This window comes from Ruegeria sp. CDSA221 (genome assembly GCF_059611825.1).
Window position 1 is genome coordinate 45,349 of record NZ_JBXWPK010000019.1, and the last position, 25,570, is coordinate 70,918.

The 25,570-nt window shown below is 55.3% G+C and carries 20 protein-coding genes; 8 read left to right on the forward strand and 12 right to left on the reverse strand.

Going from position 1 to position 25,570, the window contains the following annotated elements; all coding sequences use genetic code 11:
- Positions 1-84 precede the first annotated feature (84 nt).
- From AC2FJ5_RS19925 to AC2FJ5_RS19945, 5 genes are all read right to left on the reverse strand, one after another.
- The gene (locus tag AC2FJ5_RS19925) at positions 85-528 is read right to left on the reverse strand and encodes a phosphatase domain-containing protein (protein WP_496794380.1); all 444 of its coding nucleotides are present in this window, start codon (positions 526-528) and stop codon (positions 85-87) included.
- Entirely contained in the window at positions 525-1,523 is a 999-nt protein-coding gene (locus AC2FJ5_RS19930; RefSeq protein ID WP_496794381.1) for a response regulator, read from the reverse strand. Before AC2FJ5_RS19930 ends, AC2FJ5_RS19925 begins: the two co-directional genes overlap by 4 nt.
- Positions 1,520-3,772, reverse strand: a complete 2,253-nt coding sequence (locus AC2FJ5_RS19935) for an ATP-binding protein (protein ID WP_496794382.1) — start codon at positions 3,770-3,772, stop codon at positions 1,520-1,522. Before AC2FJ5_RS19935 ends, AC2FJ5_RS19930 begins: the two co-directional genes overlap by 4 nt.
- Positions 3,769-5,004, reverse strand: coding sequence for a DNA cytosine methyltransferase (locus tag AC2FJ5_RS19940; RefSeq protein ID WP_496794383.1), 1,236 nt, complete (start codon positions 5,002-5,004; stop codon positions 3,769-3,771). Before AC2FJ5_RS19940 ends, AC2FJ5_RS19935 begins: the two co-directional genes overlap by 4 nt.
- A gap of 480 nt (positions 5,005-5,484) precedes the next feature.
- Positions 5,485-5,907, reverse strand: coding sequence for a helix-turn-helix domain-containing protein (locus AC2FJ5_RS19945; protein ID WP_496794384.1), 423 nt, complete (start codon positions 5,905-5,907; stop codon positions 5,485-5,487).
- A 367-nt stretch (positions 5,908-6,274) separates the two neighbouring features.
- Between AC2FJ5_RS19945 and AC2FJ5_RS19950 the strand changes: the two genes are divergently transcribed.
- Entirely contained in the window at positions 6,275-7,369 is a 1,095-nt protein-coding gene (locus AC2FJ5_RS19950; protein ID WP_496794385.1) for a tyrosine-type recombinase/integrase, read from the forward strand.
- Between the two features lie 492 nt (positions 7,370-7,861).
- Here AC2FJ5_RS19950 and AC2FJ5_RS19955 read toward each other — a convergent pair whose 3' ends face one another.
- From AC2FJ5_RS19955 to AC2FJ5_RS19970, 4 genes are all read right to left on the reverse strand, one after another.
- Positions 7,862-8,149 (reverse strand): HU family DNA-binding protein, encoded by a 288-nt coding sequence (locus AC2FJ5_RS19955; protein WP_142637567.1) that lies wholly within the window; start codon positions 8,147-8,149, stop codon positions 7,862-7,864.
- Between the two features lie 130 nt (positions 8,150-8,279).
- A complete protein-coding gene (locus AC2FJ5_RS19960) occupies positions 8,280-9,743 on the reverse strand; it encodes an AMP nucleosidase (RefSeq protein WP_496794386.1) in 1,464 nt (487 codons plus the stop codon).
- The gene (gene ade, locus AC2FJ5_RS19965; RefSeq protein ID WP_496794387.1) at positions 9,740-11,542 is read right to left on the reverse strand and encodes an adenine deaminase; all 1,803 of its coding nucleotides are present in this window, start codon (positions 11,540-11,542) and stop codon (positions 9,740-9,742) included. The genes AC2FJ5_RS19960 and ade overlap by 4 nt, the downstream gene beginning before the upstream one ends.
- A 143-nt stretch (positions 11,543-11,685) precedes the next feature.
- Positions 11,686-12,561 (reverse strand): LysR family transcriptional regulator, encoded by an 876-nt coding sequence (locus AC2FJ5_RS19970; RefSeq protein WP_496794388.1) that lies wholly within the window; start codon positions 12,559-12,561, stop codon positions 11,686-11,688.
- A 116-nt stretch (positions 12,562-12,677) separates the two neighbouring features.
- Between AC2FJ5_RS19970 and AC2FJ5_RS19975 the strand changes: the two genes are divergently transcribed.
- Together AC2FJ5_RS19975 and AC2FJ5_RS19980 are read left to right on the forward strand one after the other, a co-directional pair.
- A complete protein-coding gene (locus tag AC2FJ5_RS19975; RefSeq protein ID WP_142637575.1) occupies positions 12,678-13,433 on the forward strand; it encodes a class II aldolase and adducin N-terminal domain-containing protein in 756 nt (251 codons plus the stop codon).
- A gap of 12 nt (positions 13,434-13,445) precedes the next feature.
- The gene (locus AC2FJ5_RS19980; RefSeq protein ID WP_496794389.1) at positions 13,446-14,435 is read left to right on the forward strand and encodes a sterol desaturase family protein; all 990 of its coding nucleotides are present in this window, start codon (positions 13,446-13,448) and stop codon (positions 14,433-14,435) included.
- On the opposite strand, the gene AC2FJ5_RS19985 is transcribed toward AC2FJ5_RS19980, so the two are convergent.
- Positions 14,432-15,373, reverse strand: coding sequence for a GlxA family transcriptional regulator (locus AC2FJ5_RS19985; protein WP_496703623.1), 942 nt, complete (start codon positions 15,371-15,373; stop codon positions 14,432-14,434). The two genes, AC2FJ5_RS19980 and AC2FJ5_RS19985, sit on opposite strands and share 4 nt — an antisense overlap.
- Positions 15,374-15,450: 77 nt before the next feature.
- On the opposite strand from AC2FJ5_RS19985, the gene AC2FJ5_RS19990 reads away from it, so the two are divergent.
- From AC2FJ5_RS19990 to AC2FJ5_RS20000, 3 genes are read left to right on the forward strand one after another with little or no spacing between them, the layout of a single operon-like run.
- Positions 15,451-16,611 carry an acyl-CoA dehydrogenase family protein gene (locus AC2FJ5_RS19990; protein WP_496707756.1) on the forward strand — a complete coding sequence of 387 codons (1,161 nt, stop codon included), beginning with the start codon at positions 15,451-15,453 and terminating at the stop codon, positions 16,609-16,611.
- Positions 16,608-18,626 (forward strand): acetate--CoA ligase family protein, encoded by a 2,019-nt coding sequence (locus AC2FJ5_RS19995; protein ID WP_496794390.1) that lies wholly within the window; start codon positions 16,608-16,610, stop codon positions 18,624-18,626. The genes AC2FJ5_RS19990 and AC2FJ5_RS19995 overlap by 4 nt, the downstream gene beginning before the upstream one ends.
- Entirely contained in the window at positions 18,623-19,402 is a 780-nt protein-coding gene (locus AC2FJ5_RS20000) for a carnitinyl-CoA dehydratase (protein ID WP_281973956.1), read from the forward strand. Before AC2FJ5_RS19995 ends, AC2FJ5_RS20000 begins: the two co-directional genes overlap by 4 nt.
- A 6-nt stretch (positions 19,403-19,408) precedes the next feature.
- On the opposite strand, the gene AC2FJ5_RS20005 is transcribed toward AC2FJ5_RS20000, so the two are convergent.
- Complete coding sequence (locus AC2FJ5_RS20005) at positions 19,409-20,041, reverse strand: class I SAM-dependent DNA methyltransferase (RefSeq protein WP_496794391.1); 633 nt, start codon at positions 20,039-20,041, stop codon at positions 19,409-19,411.
- An 89-nt stretch (positions 20,042-20,130) separates the two neighbouring features.
- On the opposite strand from AC2FJ5_RS20005, the gene AC2FJ5_RS20010 reads away from it, so the two are divergent.
- Positions 20,131-20,976 carry an SDR family oxidoreductase gene (locus tag AC2FJ5_RS20010; RefSeq protein WP_496794392.1) on the forward strand — a complete coding sequence of 282 codons (846 nt, stop codon included), beginning with the start codon at positions 20,131-20,133 and terminating at the stop codon, positions 20,974-20,976.
- A 4-nt stretch (positions 20,977-20,980) separates the two neighbouring features.
- Here AC2FJ5_RS20010 and AC2FJ5_RS20015 read toward each other — a convergent pair whose 3' ends face one another.
- Positions 20,981-22,600: a GMC family oxidoreductase gene (locus AC2FJ5_RS20015; RefSeq protein ID WP_496794393.1), complete on the reverse strand. Its 1,620-nt coding sequence runs from the start codon at positions 22,598-22,600 to the stop codon at positions 20,981-20,983.
- 428 nt (positions 22,601-23,028) lie between these two features.
- Between AC2FJ5_RS20015 and katG the strand changes: the two genes are divergently transcribed.
- Positions 23,029-25,230: a catalase/peroxidase HPI gene (katG, locus tag AC2FJ5_RS20020; protein WP_496794394.1), complete on the forward strand. Its 2,202-nt coding sequence runs from the start codon at positions 23,029-23,031 to the stop codon at positions 25,228-25,230.
- Positions 25,231-25,570: the final 340 nt, after the last annotated feature.

Sequence of the window (25,570 nt, forward strand, 5' to 3'; positions counted from 1 at the left end):
TCCCGTCCATGGGGAGCTGATTGCTCAGGCAAGAGTCCTCAACAGAAGCATTCAGGGATTGATTAAATTGAATTCCCAATCACTTCAAAAATCACCTACGTCACATTGAAGACAGGTTATTCCATTTTCACGCCACATGTCGACAACTGCTTGTCTGTCATCAACGGCAAAAAGGATATTTGCCCCATCATTTTGAATTTTTTGAAGAATTTCTTTCTTGACCTGAACGTCTGGACGAAAATCACCGGCTGGTCTCATAAGCAGTTTATTAAAGGGAATTTCATTCCAGACTAGCCAGTTCTCGGTGATTTTCCTGTGATCTTCGTTCCTCCCAGAAACAAGAATGAGCTCGTATTGTCCAGTACCCCAAAGGGTAAGGTAAAGCTCTACTATGGGGAAATTGGGCTGATCATCGCCCATGAGAGCATTAAACGCGCCCCAGTTCGGCCGATCACTGTCCAATAAGGGGCGGCGATGGCCTATGTCAGCTAGAGTTCCATCAATATCAAACAGAATGGTCTTTTTCATTGGCTTGTCGTGATGGCTCGGACGTTTTCCAGATGCCTTCGTATTTCTACTCTCAGCTCGGTACACAATTCTCCTGTGTGCACAGCTTCCAACTCTGCTTCAGTCTGATGTGCATAGTCATTTCGGTAGCTGGAGATGGATTTTCTCCCTTCGGAATTACTATAGTAGTCGACGTGAATATCTCCGTTGGACTTCAAATCAGGCTGGGCGCACAATAGTGCTTTGAGAAGCGCATTTCTAATGGATGAATCCATCATTCTCAGTTCTTTTTGCTTTTCTGGGTCAACAAAGCAGCTCTTCAGGGCATCTACATCTTGCTCTGCTAAGGCCTGAAAAAACGTCAAAGCATTTTTTGTGCCTCTTATTTTATCCTTGATGCGCTTTTTGGCATTCTTAAAAAACTCTGTAGCTTGGTCATCTGTCAACTGGTCCCAGATTTGGGCCTGTTTCAGATACGCCAGCACCAAAGCATCAATCTCACTCGTTCGATCCATGAGCAGGCCTCGACTTGCTGTCAGCTTTTGTTCTTCAGCTTGCATCTCAGCACAGATCTTTCGAAGATCGCTGGCGAGGTGGTCTCTGGAACTCAGAAATATGCACTTCCCAAACAAATCATTGTCTTCCAACGCCTGATGAAGCTGTTCAATTGCTTTAGCTTCGCCTTTGGGTTCTCCCCCAGAATAAAAGACAATAGGTCGGAACATGGTGTGAGAATTTCGTATGAATTCAATCATTTGGTGCCCACTAAGGCTACCAAGGTGAAGATCGACCAAGATCAACTCATAGGAATCTTCATCAAATGCTTTATCAATATCGCCCTTAATGCGTTCGAGGAGACGCTCGCTATCAGTTTCACGGGCAGTCGCCTTAGCTGAAACTTCATGGAAGAGGGTTTCAATACCGACTTCGTTGTTTACGTCTGTCAGGGCCGTCTTGTAGGGAGCGAGTGAATCAATTTCATCATCAATAAAAAGAACACGGTAGTCTAACTTCATTTTTTCCACCTAATCGAAACAGAGACGCCTTCGTCACTATTGTCGGAAATTTGGGCCTGAGCGTCGAGAGCAACTGCTATCCGCTTAACTTGCGACAGCCCAACCCCTGACCCCGTAGTAGTCGTAATACCTGCATCGAATAGTTCGCTTTTGGGATATCGATCCGTGAGTTTCCTACCATCGTTGCTAAACACGAGATCGATATCATCATCCCCTTCGAGAACCGAAATGTTCAGGTTCTTTGCTTTGGCTATCGAAGCATTCTCAAGCACGTTGTCTACAAGCATCGTCACTTCAATTGGACTGAAGCTCAGCGGAAGGACAGTTTTGGCAGGATTTGTGAATTTAACCGTTAGGTCGAGAGTTAATTTGTTGCTTACCAATTCTTCAACATATTGTTCAATATAGGAAAAAACATCTTCGGTTAAAGTGTCGCTCATCATGTCAAAATCTGCGTTCGAAACGATACGAGCCAATTTACGCATTTTTTCGTTGTTGAATAGAGCTGCCTGAATACGATTTTGAACACCTTGAAAGTGAAGTCTTTCGGCTACTGGAATAGCTTGAAGAACTTTCGCCGCCTCCTTCAGGTCACCACCAATTTTGTCTCCGAGCAGGCGCATATGGTGAATAAGTTCCTTATTTTTAGTCGAAGCGGGTTTTTGGCTTGCTTCAGCAAACAGTCGCCTCTTCCTTTCTGTTTTAGCTGCTTCCCTAAATTCTTTAGTAGTAACTTGTGCAGCCTGAACGCGGGCATCCAGCCGATCTACAAATTTGTTAACATCTCTTTTTTCTGCCGGACTAAGCTCATACACCGGCTTATCGACAACTTTCCGTTTTAGTTTTGCTAAGAACCGATCATAACCGTCGATTTTTTCCTGAGCGATCTTACGTATCAGACGCTCATTGATCTTGACGTCTTTCAACTTCTCCCTGTTTTCGATCTGATTGACAGCGCCAAGCATAGCTTTCAGGGTTTCGTCATAGGAGTAACTTCCGCTTTTTGGTTGTACTCGGTCCCAGTCCAAACCCCGGACAACATATGTTTCCAACGCTAAGAATGCGGCATGAACAAATCCACGCTTTGAATCACCCAGATCGTAGGTCGCCAGCTCAGTAAATGCGGGATTTATTTCCACGCCCTCACGGCTGGTTACTGGTACAATTATCCGTTTGTCATCATAGATTTCTACTCGGCCAAAAACTTCGCGACCACCTAAATAACGGGATGTTCCTTGTGTCTTACGTCGATTGAGCGCCAGCCAGTCATTGTCGGGGTCACCGTACGGCATCACTCTGAAGCCGTTTAAAAACATCATTACAGACCCGTACTCCGCGGAGGTATACCCCGTAATGTTTTTGAATGAAATTTTTGCACCGGAGTTGAGGTAGTGAATCTGCATTTTGACCTTAAGATCATGCAACTCAGGATAAGGATTACTTCGGGTGAAGCTGAGCAGCACCTCTCCATCGTGTCTGATCTCAGTGAATATATCCTCGCCGGTGTCACTGATTTCAGAGTGTACAGATGTCGTCTTTTCATCCAGTTTCTCAAAAAGACGGTTTTCGATGTAATTTGAAAAAACAAGATTTCCATCCTTGTCTTTGACGTCTTCTGATCTGAGCGAAACCCTGAATTTTTTGTCAGGATCGATTATAAACCTCTCAAGCTCTTTCTTAAGACGTGCTAGTTTGTCATGGTCCCAAATGCCTCTGAGGCCTTCGATTTCCAACCTAGTACCGGTTCCAGAATGGCCGGATTTTTGTGCGTAGTCGGCGTCAGTTAAACTCCGTGCAATGACATCCACTGAAGAAATTTCTCTGTCAATGTCATCAAGTTCGAAATCCTCCCAATTCACAATAGCTTCAAATGCGTTGCCCGCCACGCTCTTGGAGATCAGTCTCAAACGTCGACCTAATCTGTCACAAGAGAACCTTCCGACACCCTTTTCACCTGCGAAGGCGCGCCCGTTGTTGCTTTGATTTCGCTTTCCGGAAAAGGCGATATTGAGCCACTTGTCTTTGAAGTCTGTCAGGCTCATCCCTTCGCCAAAGTCTTGTACAACAAGCTCGGAGGCGTCTGAGATCGTGAGAGCACGTTCAAAAGCGATGCTGACCTCTGGCGAGTTTGCATCACTTGAGTTTTTGATTAGCTCAATAATCGCCACGTTGTCATTTAGGATAAGCCCGCGACCGATCAAATCCTTGAGGCGGGTGTTTGCTCGGAAATTTAGAGTTTGGTCGCTCATTTTGATAGACCCTGCGCAATTTGCAATATCCGTTCACCGAGCGCTTCAGCCATCAACGGGGGCACTGCGTTGCCGACTTGTGTATAACGAGGGCACTCTTCTTTGCGCCGCGCCCCACCTGTCGTATACTTTCCTTTAAATTCAAAGCTATCAGGGAACGATTGCAGTCTTGCAGTCTCTCGGACGGTCAAAATGCGCGGCTCCGAATAGTGCAGAAGATCATCTGGTAGGGTTGTGATTGTCTTTGACATTTGTTCAGGGTGAAGAGGCGTAAAGCATTGCTTCTTCATCTTATGTTTCTCTCGGAAGTCTTTTGGTAGCGACACCCCTTTGGGACAGGTCTTCAAGATTTCAGTAAATCTTGAAACTGTCTCCGGTCGGTGTTTTGGGACGCGAAGGCTATTGAGTGTGCTTGTTTCATTGCTGCAGGTCCGCATCAATTTTTGATAGGGTGTTCTTGAATACTTTGGCCTGTAGTCGATCTCCTTGAACCCACTAGTGTCAGTGCTTTCGACAAGACCACACAAACTGATTTCGAGGTCTGAGATGGCTTCGCTAACCGAAATTTCATGCCCATTCAGGGATCTCTTTTCCCTAAACTGCGCCGCAAAGCTTTCAATTTCAGCAAAAGGAGACAAGATTGAGCTGCAAAGATCTTTGCGTACAGCGATCAAAATGAAGCGGGCCCGTGGTTGAGGCACTCCAAAGTCGGAAGCATTTAAGATATCGCTAAAAACATGATACCCACCCCATTCGAAGCCTTCGAGAGTTTCAATGACCTGCTCGGAGTGAAGCTTTTCTTTTCCATCTTTGAACGGGGCGCTGAAGCCTTTTACGTTCTCAAAAATCAAGAATTTTGGGCGGACCAAATCGACGATTTCCAGATACTCATTCTTCAGTTGATTTCTGGGGTCTTCAAATTGGCGTTTCCCAGCGAAAGAGAAGCCCTGGCAAGGTGGCCCACCCGCTATCATTTCAACCTGTTCTCTAAGCCCCAGTAGTTTCTCTCGGTAAGTGGACATAAGTTCGGCAGTAGACATCGCCTGACACGGTAACCAATCTGGCCAATCAAATGGTGATTCAGATCCATCGCACAAATTGTGTCGTAACGTACTGAAAGCATCCGTGTTTTTTTCGACAGCAAACAGGCCGCGCCAACCAGCCTTGGTAAGCCCAAGTGACAGCCCGCCGCACCCCGCGAACAAATCAATAAATCTCTTGTCCGTATTCACTGATGTGCCTTCTACTTTCGTTGTTCTTCGGTCGAGTTATTCATAGATCTTCGGCGTTTAAGAGCTATTCAGTCCATGCAGGTTCAAATTGAACCCGTTCTCACGGAAACGAGGATAATGTAGATAGCATACATATGCCAGGTTCATTTTGTAACTCTCATTGGCTATCTACTTCGATGCTATCTGTCGGCCATTTCCTGCAACCTTCGGCTGGTGAACGAGAGGGTCAAAACCGATCCCGTCAGTACGAGGACCAAAAGTCCTGAAGCTCCCAATGTCACTATTTGGAAGGTTTCGAACACTGAGTATCTGTCGGGGTGCTCAAGGAAGCTGAATCGAACAAAGCCGATTAAATAGTAAACACAAAGTGCCCCATAGATTGAGAACAGAGGTTCTAGCGGTTCCACAGAATGTCGTTTGGCTCGTTCAAGAGCGGCTTGGCGTGTGCGCCTCCAATTTTTGCTTGGCTCTTGCATGCTCTTACTCCCTTACCAATTCGATCCAAGTGTGAACGTCATCGTCCGTCACTTCGCGCCCTTCGACGTGTGACTGATACCAGCGGGCTACGATGGCCCCGCGCTTCTCGCTCTTGATTTTGATGGTTTCTTCGTTGAGATGCTGATCGAGAGACGCTTCGATCCGTTTCAAAGCCTCGAAATCATGGCCGACGCGGATCGACTTTGTGCCGAGCAGCAACCAGGCAACGTCAACCTCGTACTTGTCCTGCATCTTGACGAGGGCTTCGACAGGGACGCCGCGCTTTCCTTTTTCGTAGCTGTGGTAAGCCCTATGCGAGACGCCAACGGCTTCGGCCATCGCGGCCTGAGAGACGCCTATTTCGCTGCGACAGATCGCCAGGCGTGCGCCTATCTCAGCAAATAAATCAGCATCTTCTCGCGGCATGCAAGTTTCCTATTTGACCATTGCGCACTTTTGTATAAATATAGCACAAAATGACGTACAATTACGTTTCAACCCATCTGACCACGTCAGAAGGTGCAGAACAAGCGATTCCATGCGTACAGAAAATTCAACCCGAACGGATAAGGATGACTGAAATGGCAGAAATCGACAAAACAGACAGCTCGCAAATTCTGGGGCTTGGCAAGACGCCAGCTCAATGGGTCGAGATCATGGCCGAGCGAGAGATTGAAATTTCCGAACGCACTTTGCGCGAACGGGCGAATGATACCGGCGCATTTTATCGGTTGGGGCGGACCATGCTGATCACGCCTGCCCAGATCGACACCATATTTGAGGGAGGACAGGCATGCCGATCAAAATCGTTGAGAGGGGGCGCTTCTACTACGTCTACGGCCAGATCGAATACAACGGCCGCCCAATCACCGGTACATACCGACACAGCACTAAATCGACTACAAGAGCAGGCGCGGAAGACTGGTTAGCCCGTGAGACGGAAAACCAAATTCGCCAGTATTTGCTCGGCGACGAACCAAGCAAAACGTTTTCCGATGCGATCATGCTGTACAACGCGTCCCCGAAAGCGGCTAAGCAGTTGATCCCAATCGTCGAAGAAATTGGGAATTCGCCGTTGCGAGCGATTTCCGGTGCGTTGCTGAAAGGGTTGGGGCCGAAGCTGAAGCCGAGGGCGTCTACCGACACGTGGTGGCGCGAGATCGTGACTCCTGCCAGCGCAGTGATCAACAACGCACATGAGTTGGAAGGTACGCCGCTGATCCGGGTGAAGCCCTATGACAAGTTCGAGCGGATCGCACAGGACAGGCGGCGCGGGAAAATCAGCCGGGTTGAGCGCACACCAGCTGACAAGGAATGGATCGAAGCGTTTTGTAGCGCCGCCGATCCATACAACGCTGCTTTGGTGCGGTTCATGTTCGAGACGGCGGCTCGGATCGATCAGGCCGTATCTTTGGAGTCTGACGATTTGAGGCCCGCCGAGAACAAGGTCAGGGTGAAGGCTCAGAAGGGACACCCCGAAAGCTGGATAACTGTTTCGCCTGAAATGATGGACGAGCTGCTGGCTTTGCCACCTAAACGGCCCAAGAACCGCAAGACCGGCAAATTCATGAAGCCGCGCGTTTTCGGCTATGGCAGCTCGACAGGCTACAACACGCGCTGGAAGACGATCTGCAAGCGGGCGGGCATCCAGTATCTGTCTGCGCACCCGGCTGGGCGGCACGGGTTTTTCACCGAATTGGTAGTGCGCCAAGGTGTTGATCCCGTCACCGCGGCCAAGGCGGGCCGCTGGTCAGACCCCAATTTGCCTATGCGCATCTATGCCCACGCAGAGACGGGTGAGGCCGATGTCAGGGCCCGTTTTCGTACAAACCTTGTACAGGAAGACCCTGTACAAACGCTCAAACAACAGAAATCAAAGAAGGAATAGCGCTATGAACGGTTCCCTCCTAAGGGGCAGGTTGCAGGTTCGAATCCTGCCGAGGTCGCCAAGATATCTAATGAAATCATTTATTTTCCGAACTTTAGACAATTCACTCGCTTCGAAAGATGACACATGACTAAAAATTGGTTCGGATGAGCCAATCAAAAAATCCATCGCCGAGAATGAATTTCTTTTGGGGCGAGAGCGGCAAAACAAATTACTGGTCCGAAAGTCGACCGGATATTGTCCGTTCTTGCTCTGTGACGGGGCCAGCCTCGCGAATTTGTGGCATTCGCCAGCTTAGGCCACCGGTCCTGTTGCGCACCCAGCCAATGAGCGCGGCGCTAGATTTATTCTTCGCTGATCTCAGATTGCATAACACCAGTCTGACCACGGCCGGCCTCCCAAAGCCTTATAAAAAACTGGCTTCAATAGGGGGGTAAAAGAAAAAGGGCCCCCAAGCGGCGGCCCTTGATCGTTTTGCAGTGAAAGCTGGGATCAGCCGTTCACGCTGTCCTTCAGCGCCTTCGCAATGGTCATTTTGACCACTTTGTCGGCTTCTTTCTTGAACTGCTCGCCGGTGGCAGGGTTACGCACCATGCGCTCGGGGCGCTCGCGACAGTAGATTTTGCCGACACCAGGCAGGGTCACCGCGCCGCCCGCCGACACTTCGCGGGTGATCAGGCCGGTCATGGCCTCCAGCGCAGTGTTCGCAGCTTTCTTGTCGGTTCCCATTTCCTCAGCGAGAGCAGCAACCAGCTGAGTCTTTGTCATAGGCTTTGCCATTTCTTGGTCTCCTTAACGTGCCCGATAAATAGGGCCTCACCGCGTAACTGTAACGGGATATTGTAGGTGAACACAACGAATAGTAGCGTCGAAAACCCTAAAAATAGGGGGAATTCGTTGCTTTTTTGCTTCAGAGAAAGGCCGTTTCATCAAAGGAACGCAATTTCCGGCTGTGCAGGCGCTCCAGCGGCATGCCCCTCAGGTGCTCCATCGCACGAATTCCGATCGCGAGATGGCGGCTGACCTGCGTGGTATAGAAGGCAGAGGCCATGCCAGGAAGCTTTAATTCGCCGTGCAACGGCTTGTCTGAAACACAGAGCAACGTGCCATAGGGAACACGGAACCGATAGCCGTTGGCGGCAATGGTCGCGCTTTCCATATCCAGCGCGATTGCCCGTGATTGGCTGAGTCGCTGTACCGGGCCGGATTGGTCGCGCAGTTCCCAGTTGCGGTTATCGACCGAAGCGACGGTGCCTGTGCGCATGACCCGTTTCAGCTCATAACCTTCCAGCTCGGTGACCTCGGCTACAGCCTGTTCCAGCGCAACCTGAACCTCGGCCAAAGGCGGAATCGGCACCCAGACCGGCAGGTCATCATCCAGAACCTTGTCTTCGCGCAGATAGGCATGGGCCAGAACAAAATCGCCCAATGCCTGTGTGTTGCGCAGCCCGGCACAGTGGCCAACCATCAGCCAGGCATGCGGGCGTAGCACGGCGATATGATCGGTCGCGGTTTTGGCGTTCGACGGACCGACGCCGATGTTGACCAGCGTGATACCCGATCCATCCGCCCGCTTTAGGTGATAGGTCGGCATCTGCGGCAGCTTCAGGGGTTGTTCCAGCGTTCCGCCTTCGGTGGTGATCTCGACATTTCCGGTCGAGACAAAGCTGGTATAGCCACTGTCTGGTTCGGCCAGCTGCGCGCGTGCATAGTTTTCGAATTCCGAGACGTAGAACTGATAGTTGGTGAACAGCACATGGTTCTGGAAATGACTGGGATCAGTCGCAGTGTAATGTGCCAGACGGGCCAGTGAATAGTCGACCCTTTGCGCAGTAAACAAAGACAGCGGGCCGTCTTCTTCCTCGTGGTCATGGACGCCATTGACGATGTCGTCATGGGTGGTTGTCAGGTCCGGTACGTCGAATACATCGCGCAGGGTAAATCCGGCGGCGCCCTGATGCGGAACGATCAGATCAGGATTGTTGGCCACGGCGAAATGAACCGGAATGGGTGTGTCCGAAGCCCCGATCGTGACCGGCTGGTCATGGTTTCTGATCAATAGGGCAATCTGTTGGGTCAAATAGGACCGGAACAGATCTGGCCGCGTTACAGTGGTCGAGTGGATGCCCGGTTCCGAGACGTGACCAAAACTTAGCCGGCTGTCGACCCGCGCATAGGAGGAGGTTTTGATGCGAATTTCCGGGTAATAGGCTCTGAAGCGTTCAGTTGGTGCTCCGTGCTCGATCACATTAGCAAAGTTCTCGCACAGGAAGCTGGTGGCTTGCTCGTACAGTTCTTCCAACCTTGCGACCGCGGCTGCGGGATCGGTGAAGTTCTCGGGCGCGGGGGCCTTAGGTGCTCGTATTATTGTCATGCAAGGGGTTCCAAAAGATCGATCTTTTCAAATTTGCGCACATCCACCAGCCCGACATCCGAGATCCGCAATTCCGGGATCACCACCAGGGCCAGCAATGAGTGCTGCATATAGGCGTTGTTCAGTTTACAGCCACAGGCCTGCATGGCCCGAACCATTTGTTCGGCCTTGGCGGCCACTTCGGCTGCCGGGCTATCAGACATCAGTCCAGCGATGGGCAGTTCCACCAGCGCCAGTTCCTCACCGTCTCGGAAAATCGTGATGCCACCGCCGATCTCGGCCAGCCGATTTGCGGCAAGGGCCATCTGTTCGCGGTCGGTCCCAACAACAATCATATGGTGACTGTCATGGGCAACGGTCGAAGCCATTGCCATGCGCCCCTGATATCCAAACCCCGAGACAAAGGCATTTGTGACCCCGCCCGTTGCGCGGTGGCGTTCGACAAGCGCAATCTGGCAGACCTCACCCTCGGCTTCAACCAGGCCGCCAATGATGGGCAGTTCGGCCTTTAGCGCTTTGGTCGGGGCCTGGTTTTCGACCACACCAATCACATTGGCCTGAACGCGGTTCGCCCCCTTAGGGGCCTCGATCTGAAAATCCGCGCTGGTCAGGGCATGGCCTAGATGCACGGTTTTTCGAGCGGCTGCAGGCCAATTCAGATGCGGGCAGTCCACAGTGATCTTGCCGTCCTCTGCCACGATTTGGCCGCGCGCTATGACAAGCTCGATGGGCAGGTCCTTCAGGTCCGAGCTGAGGATGATATCCGCCCGGCGCCCGGGCGTGATCGAGCCGATATCGCGCTCCAACCCGAAATGCGTAGCTGTATTGATCGTTGCCATCTGCAGCGCCACCAAAGGGTCACAGCCACAGGCAATCGCATGGCGCACCACGCGGTTCATATGCCCTTCATTGACCAGGGTACCAGAATGGCAATCATCCGTGCACAGGATGAAGTTGCGCGGATCCAGCCCTTTTTCGGTGATGGCGGTGATCTGAGTTTCCACGTCATACCAGGCCGATCCCAATCGCATCATCGACCGCATCCCTTGACGCACCCGCGCGATGGCATCGGCCTCGCAGGTGCCTTCGTGGTCGTCGGCAGGGCCGCCTGCGACATAAGCTGCGAAATCAGGCCCTAAATCAGGCGAAGCATAGTGCCCGCCAACGGTTTTCCCTGCCCGTTGGGTCGCGGCAATCTCGGCCAGCATCTTGGGATCGCCATGAATGACGCCTGGGAAATTCATCATCTCGCCCAGTCCGATGATGCCCGGCCAGTTCATCGCCTCGGCCACGTCTTCGGGGGTGATCTCATAACCGGTGGTCTCAAGCCCTGGCGCCGACGGCGCGCAAGAAGGCATCTGGGTGAAAATGTTAACGGGCTGCATCAGCGCCTCGTCATGCATCATTCGAACGCCGTCCAGGCCCAGCACGTTGGCTATTTCGTGCGGGTCAGTGAACATGCTTGTCGTGCCATGAGGGATAACGGCCCCCGCAAATTCGGCCGGGGTCAGCATTCCTGATTCGATATGCATATGCCCGTCGCACAGGCCGGGCAGCATATACCGCCCCTCTGCCTCGATGATCCGGGTGTTCGGGCCGACGCAGTGCGAAGCATCGGGGCCAACATAGGCGATACGTCCATCGACAATCGCGATGTCATGATCGGGCAGGGCTTCGCGGCTGTGCACGTTAACCCAGATCCCGCTGCGGACAACAAGGTCAGCGGCTTGACGCCCTGCGGCGACAGCGATCAAACGGGGGGCGGTATCGGGCCAGCTTGGGAAAGGTGTGAATTCCATGGCCCAACTTTCCCGAACGCACGGAAAGGTGCAACCCCTGCTCGGCAGTTATCATGATTCCGTCATGCAGCGCGTCAGCGGTGTTGTGCCTAGCCCCGTGAAGGTCCCGTAAGAGCCGCTATGCTAGGTAGGAGAGCCACGGCCTAGCCAGGGAACGTTTTCGCAATCTCGCGCCGGACCCATTCGGCAAAGGCAATCGCTCCTGATGACTCTTCTGCCTGAGGCGACAGCAACAGGTAATAGGCCTCTGGCACAACTGCGCGATACTCGAATGGTGCAACCAATCGACCTTCATCAATCAAGTCGCGCGCGATTGTGTCATGCGTCAGGCACAAGCCACCCCCGGCCATCGCAACCGACAGGCTGACCAGATAGGTGGTGGAATATGTGATCGGAGGATTTTCCCAAATTAGACCCTGATCTTCGATCCAATTCTGCCAATTCGACAGCAGGTTTGAGCAGTCATACAAGGGGGTTCGCTGTAGTGTATCCAGCGACACCTCATAGCCCGGCGCGCAAACCGGATAATAATGATCGGATCGCAGCAGTTCGGTTCGCACCGTGTCCGAAGGTCTGAGCGAAAATCGAATTTCTACCGCAGCCCCCTCCGCCATTTCCCGGGGCTCCCACAACTCGGTGAATATGTTCAGCTGTACAGACGGGTGTTCGGCCTGAAACATTGGAAGGCGGGGGGCCAGCCAGTTGACCGCAAAAGTGATGTTGCATTGTACCTGCACCGCGTTCTGCTGGGCCCCGGTCACGGCCCGCGTTCCGCGCAGTAATGTGCGAAATGCCTCACGCACGACAGGGAGATAGCTGATCCCGGCCCCGGTCAGTTCAAGTGCGCGGGGACGGCGCAGGAAAAGCGGTTGGCCAAGATAGGCCTCAAGCGACTTGATTTGCTGGCTGACTGCACTTTGTGTCATGTTCAGGTCGCGCGCTGCCGCGGTAAAGGACAGGTGGCGGGCCGCGGCCTCGAAAGTCCGAAGCCAACCCAACGGGGGCAGCTGTTTTTGCATGGGCATAACCTGGCCATTAGTTCAACTTATGAAATAAGCGCGATTTTTTCGTTGGTCAATTTTTTCTACTGCGGGCACGATTTTCCAATCAAGCAATCCGCTGACAGGAGACGGAAATGAGCGTTGCCAGCTTGCGCCCCAATATTGACCATTGGCCTGAACGTGTGGATTTGGCGGCCACATTTCGATGGGCTGAACGTCTGAATATGCACGAAGGGGTCGCAAACCATTTTAGCTTGGCGGTGAATCAGGACGGCACGCAATTCTTGATGAACGCCAATCAGATGCATTTTGCACGAGTCAAAGCATCGAACCTGCTATTTCTGGATGCCAAAGACGCTGATGTCATGACCCAACCCGGCGCACCGGACCCAACTGCCTGGGGCCTGCATGGTTCGATTCACCGGCACTGTCCTCATGCCCGCTGTGTAATGCATGTGCATTCCATCTTTGCCACGGTTCTGGCCTCGTTGGCCGACAGCACATTGCCGCCGATCGATCAGAACACCACTACGTTTTACAACCGTTATGTGGTCGATCACGAATTTGGTGGACTTGCTTTCGAAAGCGAGGGGGAACGTTGCGCAACCATGCTGGCAGACCCAAAAAAGAAAGTCATGATCATGGGTAATCATGGGGTTTTGATTTTGGGCAGTAACCCGGCAGATGCCTTTAATAGACTCTACTATTTCGAACGAGCTGCTGAAACGTATATCCGTGCCTTACAGACGGGCCAACCCCTGCGCGTTTTGTCAGACGAGATTGCGGAAAAGACCGCGCAGGAGTTGGAAGATTATCCCGATCAGGCCGAGGCACATCTGCGTGAGATCAAAGCGCTGTTGGATGCTGAAGGCTCGGATTACGCAAGCTGACGAGATACCCGGATGACGGACTCTGATCAAAATCCCGAAGCAGCCCGCTGGCACTATCACCCTCAGGGGCCGGTGGCCTTGAACCCGTTGTTCAACTGGCCACCCCGCCCATCAGCGGTGTTGAGGTGGCATGGTGGCGCGTGGCTGCAAATTACTTCTCTGACGCTGTGCATGGGGCTTGCTGCAACGGTCTATGTGCTGTTTTTCCCGGGTTTAGAGACTATGAAGGCCTTTCAGCCCGGCTGGATGTTCCGTATCTGGTTGCTGAACATGATGCCACAAATTCTGGTCGCGGGCGGGCTGCACTGGTGGCTGTACATGCGCAAGGGGCAGGGCATGTACAAGAAGTTCGACCGCCGAGATCTGACCCGGGACAACGGGACCTTCACTTTTCGCAATCAGGTCTGGGACAATATCTGGTGGACCCTGGGTAGCGCCATGAGTGTCGCCACGATTTACCAATGGGGGATCTATTGGGCGATGGCCAATGGCTATGTGCCCACGGTCACATGGTCCACCGCGCCGGTCTGGTTTGTGGTCTGGATGTTGCTCATCCCCATGTGGTCGGGGCTGCATTTCTATTGGGTGCATCGGCTGGAGCATCACCCGAAGCTCTATAAACATGTCCACGCCGTGCATCACCGCAACGTCAATATCGGGCCGTGGTCGGGGATATCAAATCATTGGTTTGAGAACCTGTTGTACTTCACCACCTATTTCATCCACCTGATCGTGCCGTCGCACCCGATACATTTGTTATTCCACGCCTATTTCCAGCAGGTCAGCCCGGTTCTGTCCCATTCCGGGTTCGAAAAGCTGAAAGCCGGGGAGACCGAGGCCGCCCGCGCAGGCGATTTTTTCCACCAGCTGCATCACCGGTATTTCGAGTGCAACTATGGCACCTCAGAGATCCCGTTCGACAAGTGGTTTGGCACCTATCATGACGGCTCGGCCGAGGCGACAACGCGCACGCGGGCTTATAAAAAGCAGATGTATACCTAGCCGACCCGTAAGGCACGGGGGGTGATCCCGAATTCGGCCCGGAAGGCGCGGGTCAAGGCGCTGGGATCGTCGTATCCGGCCCGCAGGGCGATCTCGCTGACAGTCAGGTCGGTTTCTGCCACCAGCTTCCGCGCCAAATTCAGGCGCAAGCGGCGATAGACCTGAGCCGGACCCGCACCCAGTTCGGCCTGCATTCGTGTCGACAATGCCTTGTGTGAGCGCCCGACCTGTCGGGCGATATCCGTAATGGGCAGCGGGGTTTCAAGATTTTCCTGCATCAATGCCAAGGCCTTGTTCACATACCCACTGGTTGCCCCGACCCCTCCGGAATGCGACCGAGCGGAATCGCGGGTCATGAACAACTGCGCGACTTCCAGTGCCAGTGCCTGCCCCTGGTCATGACCGATCAGATGCAACACAAGATCAAAAGCTGCCATGGCGCCGGAACAGGTAATGCGATTCCGGTCTAGGACATACCGCTCGCGCCGGGCGTCGATCTCGGGGAACCGCTCGGTAAAGCCGGTCAGCTCTTCCCAATGGATGGTGGCGCGATACCCGTCCAGCAGTCCGGCCAGCGCCAGCAGCCAGCTTCCGGTGTCCAGCCCAGCCAGAACGTCATAGCGATTTGCGGCGGATCGCAATCCGGTCAGCGTCGGCCAGCCGCCATGCGCGCGAAACCCATATGATGGCATCACCATCAATGTACCGCCGCGGGCAGATTGCAGTCTTGCGTGCGGCGTAACCTGCAACCCCGAGGATGATGTGACCGGCCCTTCTGTCAGCGACAGGAATTCCCAGTCATACAGCTTTCGTCCAGCCAGCGAATTGGCCGCGCGCAGGGGTTCGACGGTGTTGGCAAGGCAATGGTTTGAAAACCCATCAAAAAGCAGAACCCCGAATTGCTGCATCGCGGCAGGCGATTTTGTCCATCTTCGCATGGTTAACGTCTATTTCTGCACGATGAACTTTGCAACCCGGGCCACGATATCGCAAGCCCAAGATGTGGAGACCGCAGATGCAATATGGCCTGACCGACGAGCAAGAGATGATCGCCGCGACTGTTCGCAGTTTCGTCGAGAAAGAGATCTATCCACATGAAGAGCTGGTTGAACGTACCGGCGAGGTTCCCCAGGAAATAGCGGATGAGATCAAGCGCAAGACCACTGAATTGGGTTTCTATGCCTGCAATTTTCCCGAAAGCGTCGGATGTGCCGGGCTGAACCATCGGGAATTTGCACTGGTCGAGCGCGAACTGGGTCGGGGATCGATGGCCTTGAACCACTTCTTTGGCCGTCCGCAAAACATCCTGATGGCCTGCGAGGGCGAGCAAGTCGAACGCTATCTGATGCCCGCAGTTCGGGGCGAAAGGATGGATGCACTGGCGATGACCGAACCAGGTGCAGGTTCGGATGTGCGTGGTATGAAATGTGCCGCAGTTCGAGACGGCGGAGATTGGGTCGTCAACGGGACCAAACATTTCATCTCGGGCGCGGAGCATGCCGATTTCATCATCGTTTTCATCGCGACGGGTGAAGATCAAACGCCAAAAGGTCCAAAGAAACGGATCACAGCCTTTCTTGTGGATCGCGGCACGCCGGGATTCACCATCCGGGACGGGTATAAATCGGTCAGCCACCGGGGCTATAAGAACATGGTCCTGGATTTTGACGATTGTCGCCTGCCCGACAGTCAGGTGTTGGGCGAGGTCGATGGCGGGTTCGAGGTGATGAATACCTGGCTTTATGCCACCCGCATCACCGTGGCGACCATGTCGGTCGGACGCGCACGTCGCGCCTTTGACTATGCGCTGGACTATGCAGCCACGCGTGAACAATTCGGTCAGAAAATCGGCAAGTTCCAGGGCGTGTCATTCCAGATCGCTGACATGATCACCGAAATCGATGCCGCTGACCTGTTGACGCTGGCAGCGGCCGACCGGCTGGACAAAGGGCTGCCTGCAAACCGCGAGATTGCCTCGGCCAAGCTCTATGCGTCCGAAATGCTGGCACGGGTGACTGACGCCGCGATTCAGGTACATGGCGGCATGGGGCTGATGGACGATTACCCGCTGGAACGGTTCTGGCGCGATGCGCGTGTCGAACGCATCTGGGACGGTACCAGCGAGATTCAGCGTCACATCATCAGTCGTGAGCTGTTGCGGGCACTTGGCGCATGACAACGGCGCTGGCACGGGCGTTGAACCCCAGCTCCATTGCTGTGATCGGTGGTGGGGCTTGGTGCGCGTCAGTCATTCAACAGGCGCGAAAGTTCGGGTTTCAGGGCGATATCTGGCCGGTCCATCCCAAAGCCGCCGAGGTCGCCGGAGAGCGCGTTTTTGCGCGGCTCGAGGATTTGCCCACGGCCCCGGATGTGGCCTTTGTGGGCATCAATCGTCATGCAACAATCGAGGCGGTTCAGGCGCTGGCAGCGATCGGGGCAGGGGGTGCGGTTTGTTTCGCGTCGGGGTTCACCGAGGCGCGAGCAGAGGATGATCTGGGCGCCGATCTGCAGGACCAGTTGATTGCAGCCGCCGGGGAAATGCCTGTTCTGGGTCCCAATTGCTATGGTTTCGTCAACGGGCTGGATCAAGTCGCAGTCTGGCCGGATCAGCATGGGATGCAACCGGTGGAACGAGGCGTAGCGATCCTGACGCAAAGTTCGAATATTGCAATCAACATGACCATGCAACGCCGGGCCCTGCCGCTGGCGTTCATGCTGACCTGCGGGAATCAGGCGCAGACACATCAGGCTGACGTTGCCTCAACACTTCTGGACGACGACCGGATCACCGCTATCGGTGTTCATATCGAAGGGTTTGGCGATCTGCGAAAATGGGAGGCTTTGGCCGACAAGGCACGCAGACGGGGCGTATCGGTCGTTGCTTTGAAAATGGGCCGCTCGTCCCATGCGCAGGCGGCGACGATTTCGCATACCGCGTCTTTGGCAGGTGGTGATGCGGGCGCGCAGGCGTTTCTGGACCGGTTGGGAATCGCACGGTTGGACGACATTCCCAGCTTTTTGGAATGTCTGAAGCTGTTGCATGTTACGGGGCGATTGCGCGGCAGCGGGTTGGGTACCATCAGCTGCTCGGGCGGTGAGGCCAGCCTAGCCGCAGATATGTCCGAGGGGCGCGATCTGCATTTCCCGCCATTGACCAAGGTGCAGCAAGCTGACCTGCGCGCAGCTTTGGGGCCCATGGTGGCGTTGGCGAACCCGCTGGACTACCACACCTATATATGGCGCGATACCAAAGCGATGACCCGCGCGTGGTCGGCGATGACCGGGCCGGAACAAGCCATTACCATTGCGATTGTCGACTATCCTCATACCGACGCATCGGATTGGGAATGTGCCACCCAAGCGGCGTTGAACTGCGCTGCCCAAACCGGGCGATCCTTTGCCGTTGCCGCGACCCTACCCGAACTTTTGCCAGAGGACGTGGCGCAGCGCCTGCTGGACGGCGGTGTGGTGCCCTTTGCCGGTCTGCATGAAGCCTTGGCTGCGGTTGAGGCCGCCGCGCGGCCGGTTGCGGCACCGGCTGATCCGGTACTGTTGCCCTCGCAGGCTGAGGCAGACCATGTCTTGACCGAAGCAGAGGCCAAACGGGCGCTGGCAGATCATGGTCTGCGGATTCCTCAATCCGTAGTGACGCGTCCGGACAAGGCTGCGCATGCTGCATCGAATCTGACCGCGCCTTTCGCGGTCAAGGGCGTCGGGCTTGCGCATAAATCCGAACACGGTGCGGTGCGCCTTGGCGTCGGCTTGGACGATCTGAGCGCGGTTGCGACCGAGCTTGGAACCGACGAAGTTCTGATCGAAGAGATGGCCCAAGGCGGTGTTGCCGAGTTATTGATCGGCGTCACCCGTGATCCGGCCCATGGCTATGTTCTGACGCTAGGGGCTGGAGGCGTGCTGACCGAAATTCTGCGCGACAGTGTTTCAGTGCTGATCCCGTCATCCCGGGACGTGGTCCGTCAGGTGCTGGGCAAGCTGAACTGTGCGCCGTTGCTTGCGGGGTATCGCGGTAAACCGGCGGCGGATACCGAGGCGATCCTGAATGCAGCCGAGGCTGTGCAAGCCTATGTTATTGCCAATGCAGCCCATGTCAGCGAAGTTGAAATCAATCCACTCATCTGCAATCCCGATGGCGCTGTGGCCGTGGATGCTCTGATCCGAAAGGCACGTATATGAACCCGGTTAAAACCAAGCGCGATGGCGCGATTCTGCAGGTCACTCTGGACCGACCCAAGGCAAATGCCATTGATCTGGCCACCAGCCGGATCATGGGTGAAGTGTTCCGCGAATTCCGCGATGATCCTGAGTTGCGCGTGGCCATCCTGACCGGTGGTGGCGAAAAGTTCTTTTGCCCGGGGTGGGACCTGAAGGCCGCCGCGGACGGAGACGCCGTGGACGGAGATTATGGAGTCGGCGGTTTTGGCGGGCTGCAGGAATTGCGGGATATGAACAAGCCTGTCATCGCCGCGGTGAACGGGATTGCCTGTGGTGGCGGGCTGGAGCTGGCGCTGAGTGCGGATATGATCATCGCTGCAGAGCATGCCAGCTTTGCCCTGCCCGAAATCCGGTCGGGCACCGTGGCTGATGCGGCCAGTGTAAAGCTGCCAAAACGCATCCCCTACCATATCGCGATGGAACTGCTGCTGACTGGCCGCTGGTTCGATCCGGTTGAGGCAAAAGGGTGGGGCCTGATCAACGAGATCGTCCCAGGTGATCAGCTTTTAGACCGGGCATGGGAACTGGCCCGTTTGTTGGCCAGCGGCCCCCCGCTGGTTTACGCGGCGATCAAAGAGATCGTGCGCGACGCCGAAGATTCCAAGTTTCAGGATGCCATGAACCGGATCACCGGGCGGCAGTTGCCAACGGTGGACATTCTATATGGTTCTGAAGACAACCTCGAAGGCGCGCGCGCCTTTGCCGAGAAACGCGACCCGGTCTGGAAAGGGCGCTGAGCGGGTTCAGATCTTCTCGAACATTGCGATAAGGGCGGTATCGTCCCGGTTGGGCCCGGCAGCCAGGTCGCCGTAGATTCGAACTTCGGGCAGGGACAAGTTTTGTATCTGCCCATGGGCAAGCTGGTGCAGTGCGTCAGCAAATCCCAGAGATTCGTAGTGTTTCGCGTTAATCGACAGAGCGAATTGCGCGCCTGTCCGGGCCACGTTCAACAGCGCGGGCAGGGCCTCGGGGCCGAGATGGCCATGGGTAAATGTGCCCGAGGACACAATGCCCGAATAGCTGTCGCGCGGCACCGGGATGCCCTGGTTCAGGTCAGCCTCAATCGCGTCGCGGTAGATGTCTTTGCGCAGGGCCTGATCCAGCATCTCGGTGCTGATATCGGTGGCGTCGATTGGGCCAACGCCCAACCCGGCCAGTACCACACCGCAAAGCCCGGTGCCTGCACCGACATCCAGAACCGGGCCCTGTCCCCCGGCGCTGACAAAGGCGCGGGCGGTGTGGATATGCAACTGATAGTCCTCGCGCGCCGCAAAACCGTCATCATAGTCGCCAGCCCATTCGGCATAAAGCCGTTTGTGGTCCTCGGGGCTGTCTAGCGCATAAGCTGCATGCAGGTCGGGCGATTTTGTACTCATGACTCATGAAAGGCGTATGTGGGGATTCGAATCAAGTATCCAGTGGCGGGTGCTTGCATCTTGGACCATTGGCGATCATCAAGAAGGATATGGTTAAGACACTCTTTTCATTCGGTCACGGATATTCGGCGCAGGCCCTGTCGCGGCATATTGAACCGGCGGGTTGGCGCGTATTCGGAACTACGCGCGATCCGGCGCAATCGGGTGCGGTCCGGGCATCCGGTGCCGAACCGGTGATCTGGCCCGGTCAGACGGTTGATTTGGACGGGGTAACACATCTGTTGATTTCGACCGCGCCGAATGCGGGCGGAGATCCGGTGCTGGCGGCGCTTGGCGACGAAATCGCTGACCGCGCAGGTCAGTTCGATTGGGTCGGATACCTTTCCACAACCGCAGTCTATGGGGACCACAAAGGCGGGTGGGTGGACGAGGCGACCCTTCCTTCACCAATGGCCGAGCGCGGCAGGTGGCGCGTCCGGGCCGAGACACAATGGCAAGACATTCCGGGCCTGCCCGTCCACATCTTTCGCCTTGCCGGGATATATGGCCCCGGGCGCGGCCCATTTTCCAAACTTAAACGGGTGGGAATGCGCCGCATAATCAAACCGGGGCAGGTGTTCTCGCGCATCCATGTGGCGGACATCGCGCAGGTGCTTGCGGCGTCGATGGCATCGCCGAACCCGGGTGGCATTTACAATGTCTGTGACGATGAGCCGGTGCCGCCACAGGATGTCATCGCCTATGCGGCTGAACTGCAAGGCCTGCCTCTGCCCGCTGCGGTTCCGTTCGACCAGGCCGATATGTCCCCGATGGCCCGAAGTTTCTATAATGAAAACAAGCGGGTCAGGAATGACCGGATCAAGGATGAACTGGGTATCCGGCTTTTGTATCCGGATTACCGCGCTGGATTGCAGGCCCTGATGAAGGACGGCTGAGCCCTTATCGGGCGGTGGCTTTGATCAGGTCCGCGGCTTTCTCGGCGATCATGATGGTTGGGGCGTTGGTGTTTCCCGAAACCAGAGTAGGCATGACCGATGCATCGACCACGCGCAGCCCCTCGATCCCGCGCACACGCAGTTCGGGGTCAACCACGGCCATCGCATCCACACCCATTTTGCAGGTTCCGACCGGGTGATAGATCGTATCGGCGCGAGCGCGAATATGGTGCTCCCAATCCGCATCGGTCTGAGCGTCATCCATGCCGTACATCGCTTTGTGCCGGAATTTACTGAAGGCTGGCGCGTGCAGAATGTCTTTGGTCATACGCGCGCCCTTGATCAGCGTGTCCAGATCGCGGTCATCGGACAGGTAAGCCGGATCAATGGCCGGAGCGGCAAAGGGATCGGCGCTGTGCAGCCCGACTGTGCCACGGCTTTCGGGGCGCAATTTGCACACATGGCAGCCGAACCCATAGCCATAATGCAGCTTCCTTGCATGATCATCGGCCAAGGAAATGACGAAGTGCAGCTGGATGTCGGGGCGATCCAAATCCGGGGAGGTTTTCAGAAACGCGGCGCCCTCGGCAAATGGCGTGGCCGCCATCGACTTACCGGTCTTACGCCAGCGCCAAATATGTCCTGCCAAATTCAGTGCGGCAGCGACACCGATGCCGAATGTGTTGGTGTCCCGGGTTTTATAGAGCAGCGTGAAATCCAGATGGTCCTGCAGGTTCTTGCCAACGCCCGGCAGGTCGTGCCGCACCTCGATCCCATGTTTGACCAGATCATCAGCGGCACCAATCCCGGATAGCTGCAACAACTGCGGAGTTTGAAGTGCACCGGCGCAAACCAGAACCTCGCGCCTGGCGGAGACAGTGATATCCGCACCTTTGGCCTTTTTCCTGTACACCACACCGGTGGCCCGCTTTCCTTCAAAGGTCAGCTCTTTGGCATGGGCGTCGGTAATGACCGTCAGGTTTGGGCGGTCCATGACCGGAAAGACATAGGCTGCCGCTGCCGAGCATCGCTCGCCATTCTTCGAGGGGTCGTGAAACTGTGTGACCTGATACAGACCAACGCCCTCGTTATCGCCCCGGTTGAAGTCCCGGCTTTGGCGGTGCTGCATCTGTTCGGCAGCTTCAATAAAGGCAAGCGTGATCGGGCGCGGCTGTTTCTGGTTTGACACGTGCAGAGGGCCGCTGTCGCCGTGATGGTCGTCGGCGCCATCTTCGTTATGTTCGGACATCTTGAAATAGGGAAGGACGCTGTCCCAGTCCCAACCGGCACAGCCCAGTTCAGCCCAGCCATCATAGTCCTGACGCTGACCCCGGACGTACAACATTGCGTTAATCGCGCTGGACCCGCCCACCGTCTTGCCGCGCGGCTGATATCCTTTGCGGCCGTTCAGCCCCGGTTGGGCCACGGTTTCAAATGCCCAGTTGTTGATTTTCGGCCGCCCCGGCAGCGAGGCCACTGTTGCCGCGGGCAATCTGGTAAGCATGCCGTTGCCGCCGTTTCCGGCTTCAAGAAGGCAGACACGTATTCCAGGATCTTCGCTCAGACGACCGGCAAGAACCGAACCGGCGGATCCTGCGCCGACAATTACATAGTCAAATTGCATTCAGACTCCAAAAATTTTCGGAACCGGCAGTCAAATACGCCGGTCAATCTGTATTAGGCGCGGATCCGAACAAAAGAACCCGCGCTCGTGTCGTTCATAAAGACAGTGGTCGCATACGGATGAAAAACAAGGGCTGTGGTCTATATGTGACCCAAGGTTATTCAGGGATTTGAAAATTGCTCCGATTGCACGGGATCCGGGGATGTTCTCTTCATAATTATTTCCTATGGTTTTCATCATTAAACAAAACTTTTATGCATGAATGCAATTTGCTATTTCTGACTAGGTCAGGACTTCAGGAATACCGATACCCTTGCCAGATGCTCAGTGTATTTGGATGGGGAAAACGTGTCTTGAATCTGTGTTCTTGATTACCACGAATTTCACTGCGCAAGATCGCCGGATATTAGCTAGGATTGGAGACCGATATGGACGGAAGTGATAACCCCAAAGCAGGCGGATGCCCTGTGATGCACGGCGCTGGAACCCGTTCCAACCGGGATTGGTGGCCGAACCAGCTAAACCTGTCGATCCTGCACCAGCACGGAGCGGCTTCGAATCCTCTGGGTTCGGATTTCGACTATGCTGAAGAGTTCAAAAAGCTGGATATGAAGGCGCTGAAAGAAGACCTATATGCGCTGATGACGGATTCACAGGAGTGGTGGCCGGCGGATTATGGCCATTATGGTGGTCTGTTCATTCGGATGGCCTGGCATAGTGCAGGCACCTACCGGACGGCAGATGGCCGTGGCGGGGCCTCGACCGGGAACCAGCGTTTTGCGCCGCTCAACAGTTGGCCGGACAACGGTAACCTCGACAAGGCGCGTCGTCTGCTGTGGCCGATCAAGCAAAAATACGGAAACCAGATTTCCTGGGCTGACCTGATGATCCTGGCAGGTAACTGCGCCATCGAATCCATGGGTGGCAAAACCTTTGGTTTTGCCGGCGGCCGTGCCGATATCTGGGCCCCCGAAGAAGACATCTATTGGGGAACCGAGACAGAATGGCTGGCCCCGACCGACAATCCGCAGAGCCGGTATTCCGGTGAGCGCGATCTGGAAAACCCACTGGCCGCAGTGCAGATGGGCCTGATCTATGTAAACCCTGAAGGTCCGGACGGAGAGCCCAACGTTCTGGCTTCGGGTCGTGACATCCGCGACACCTTTGGCCGTATGGCAATGAATGACGAGGAAACCGTTGCTCTGGTTGCTGGTGGTCACACCTTCGGCAAGGCGCATGGCGCGGGCGATCCCGATCTGGTCGGCCCCGAACCCGAAGCCGCCCCGATCGAAGAGATGGGCTTTGGTTGGATCAACAAGTTTGGGTCCGGCAAGGGTGACGATACCACCACTTCAGGGGTCGAGGGCGCCTGGACCGCAAATCCGATCCAATGGGATAACGGCTATTTCGACCTGCTGTTCGGATATGACTGGAACCTGACCAAAAGCCCTTCGGGCGCGTGGATTTGGGAACCGGTGAATGTCAAAGAAGAAGACATGGCCCCGGCGGCGCATGACGCGTCGAAGAAGGTCAAAACCATGATGACCACCGCCGACATGGCGATGCGCATGGACCCGATCTATGGTCCGATCTCAAAGCGTTTTCACGAGAACCCGGAAGAATTCGCTGACGCTTTCGCCCGTGCATGGTTCAAACTGACCCACCGCGACATGGGCCCGCGTTCGAATTACATCGGCGAGGAATCTCCGGCCGAGGAACTGCTGTGGCAAGACAATGTCCCCGCCGTGGATCACGAGCTGATCGGTGACGCGGATGTGGCCGAGCTGAAGGCTAAGATCGCGGCCACTGGCCTGTCGGTGTCCGAGCTGGTTTCGACCGCATGGGCTTCGGCCTCGACCTTCCGCGGCTCGGACAAGCGCGGCGGAGCCAATGGCGCGCGTATCCGTCTTGCTCCGCAGAGAGACTGGGACGCGAACGAACCGATGAAGCTGGCCAAGGCGCTGACCGCGCTTGAGGGCGTTCAGGCGGCGTTCAACGGCGCACAATCCGGGGGCAAGAAAGTGTCTCTGGCCGACGTGATCGTTCTGGCTGGTAATGTGGGTGTCGAACAGGCCGCCAAGGCCGGTGGTCAGGAGGTTGAGGTTCCGTTCACACCTGGCCGCACCGATGCGACGCAAGATCAGACCGATGTGGACAGCTTTGCCGTGCTCGAGCCCGAGGCCGACGGCTTCCGCAACTATCAGAAGACGGATTATTCGGTTTCACCCGAAGAGCTTCTGGTCGACAAGGCCCAGCTGCTGACGCTGTCGGCGCCTGAAATGACCGCGCTGGTTGGCGGTCTGCGCGTGATCGGCGCCAATTTTGGTGACACCAAGCATGGTGTGTTGACCGAACGCGTCGGCACGCTCAGCACCGACTTCTTCACCAACCTGTTGGACATGGGCACCGAATGGAAACCCGCGGGCAAAGGCGTCTATGAAGGTCGGGACCGCGCCAGCGGTGAGGTCAAGTGGACCGGTACCCGCGTCGATCTGGTCTTCGGCTCCAACTCGCAGCTGCGGGCTCTGGTCGAGGTCTACGGTCAGGCAGGCGCAGAAGGCAAATTTGTCTGCGACTTCGTCTCGGCCTGGAACAAGGTCATGAATGCAGACAGGTTCGATCTGAAGTAAGCCTGCGACCTTCGCAGAATTTGCGCCGTCCGAGGAGACTCGGGCGGCGTTTTGTTTGCCCCGGTTCCGGGCGCATACCCAGCATTGGGTACGATTCCGCCCAGGGGCTGTTCTTTCCCCCGTTCCGTGCGGTCCGTTACCGGTTCGGAAGAGAGAATTGTTAAGCTAACCTGTTGTTTTCATTAACCTAGAGAAGTTTCTGTTAAGAAATGCAAAGTTTTTTCAGATTGGGGGTTGCAGGTCCCAGACCTAATCCGTAAATACCCCTTCACCGGCGCTGCTGAGGCGCTTGTGACACACTGGAGAGACGGTGGGACGGGTTGGAGAGACGGCCGGACGC

What these genes read in the sequence shown, in the direction of transcription:
- AC2FJ5_RS19935 (WP_496794382.1), bottom strand. Translation starts at nt 3,772, where the DNA reads ATGAGCGACCAAACTCTAAATTTCCGAGCAAACACCCGCCTCAAGGAT.
- AC2FJ5_RS19945 (WP_496794384.1), bottom strand. Translation starts at nt 5,907, where the DNA reads ATGCCGCGAGAAGATGCTGATTTATTTGCTGAGATAGGCGCACGCCTG.
- AC2FJ5_RS19925 (WP_496794380.1), bottom strand. Translation starts at nt 528, where the DNA reads ATGAAAAAGACCATTCTGTTTGATATTGATGGAACTCTAGCTGACATA.
- AC2FJ5_RS19975 (WP_142637575.1), top strand. Translation starts at nt 12,678, where the DNA reads ATGAGCGTTGCCAGCTTGCGCCCCAATATTGACCATTGGCCTGAACGT.
- ade (WP_496794387.1), bottom strand. Translation starts at nt 11,542, where the DNA reads ATGGAATTCACACCTTTCCCAAGCTGGCCCGATACCGCCCCCCGTTTG.
- AC2FJ5_RS19960 (WP_496794386.1), bottom strand. Translation starts at nt 9,743, where the DNA reads ATGACAATAATACGAGCACCTAAGGCCCCCGCGCCCGAGAACTTCACC.
- katG (WP_496794394.1), top strand. Translation starts at nt 23,029, where the DNA reads ATGGACGGAAGTGATAACCCCAAAGCAGGCGGATGCCCTGTGATGCAC.
- AC2FJ5_RS20000 (WP_281973956.1), top strand. Translation starts at nt 18,623, where the DNA reads ATGAACCCGGTTAAAACCAAGCGCGATGGCGCGATTCTGCAGGTCACT.
- AC2FJ5_RS19950 (WP_496794385.1), top strand. Translation starts at nt 6,275, where the DNA reads ATGCCGATCAAAATCGTTGAGAGGGGGCGCTTCTACTACGTCTACGGC.
- AC2FJ5_RS19985 (WP_496703623.1), bottom strand. Translation starts at nt 15,373, where the DNA reads ATGCGAAGATGGACAAAATCGCCTGCCGCGATGCAGCAATTCGGGGTT.
- AC2FJ5_RS19955 (WP_142637567.1), bottom strand. Translation starts at nt 8,149, where the DNA reads ATGGCAAAGCCTATGACAAAGACTCAGCTGGTTGCTGCTCTCGCTGAG.
- AC2FJ5_RS20005 (WP_496794391.1), bottom strand. Translation starts at nt 20,041, where the DNA reads ATGAGTACAAAATCGCCCGACCTGCATGCAGCTTATGCGCTAGACAGC.
- AC2FJ5_RS19990 (WP_496707756.1), top strand. Translation starts at nt 15,451, where the DNA reads ATGCAATATGGCCTGACCGACGAGCAAGAGATGATCGCCGCGACTGTT.
- AC2FJ5_RS19980 (WP_496794389.1), top strand. Translation starts at nt 13,446, where the DNA reads ATGACGGACTCTGATCAAAATCCCGAAGCAGCCCGCTGGCACTATCAC.
- AC2FJ5_RS20010 (WP_496794392.1), top strand. Translation starts at nt 20,131, where the DNA reads ATGGTTAAGACACTCTTTTCATTCGGTCACGGATATTCGGCGCAGGCC.
- AC2FJ5_RS20015 (WP_496794393.1), bottom strand. Translation starts at nt 22,600, where the DNA reads ATGCAATTTGACTATGTAATTGTCGGCGCAGGATCCGCCGGTTCGGTT.
- AC2FJ5_RS19930 (WP_496794381.1), bottom strand. Translation starts at nt 1,523, where the DNA reads ATGAAGTTAGACTACCGTGTTCTTTTTATTGATGATGAAATTGATTCA.
- AC2FJ5_RS19970 (WP_496794388.1), bottom strand. Translation starts at nt 12,561, where the DNA reads ATGCAAAAACAGCTGCCCCCGTTGGGTTGGCTTCGGACTTTCGAGGCC.
- AC2FJ5_RS19995 (WP_496794390.1), top strand. Translation starts at nt 16,608, where the DNA reads ATGACAACGGCGCTGGCACGGGCGTTGAACCCCAGCTCCATTGCTGTG.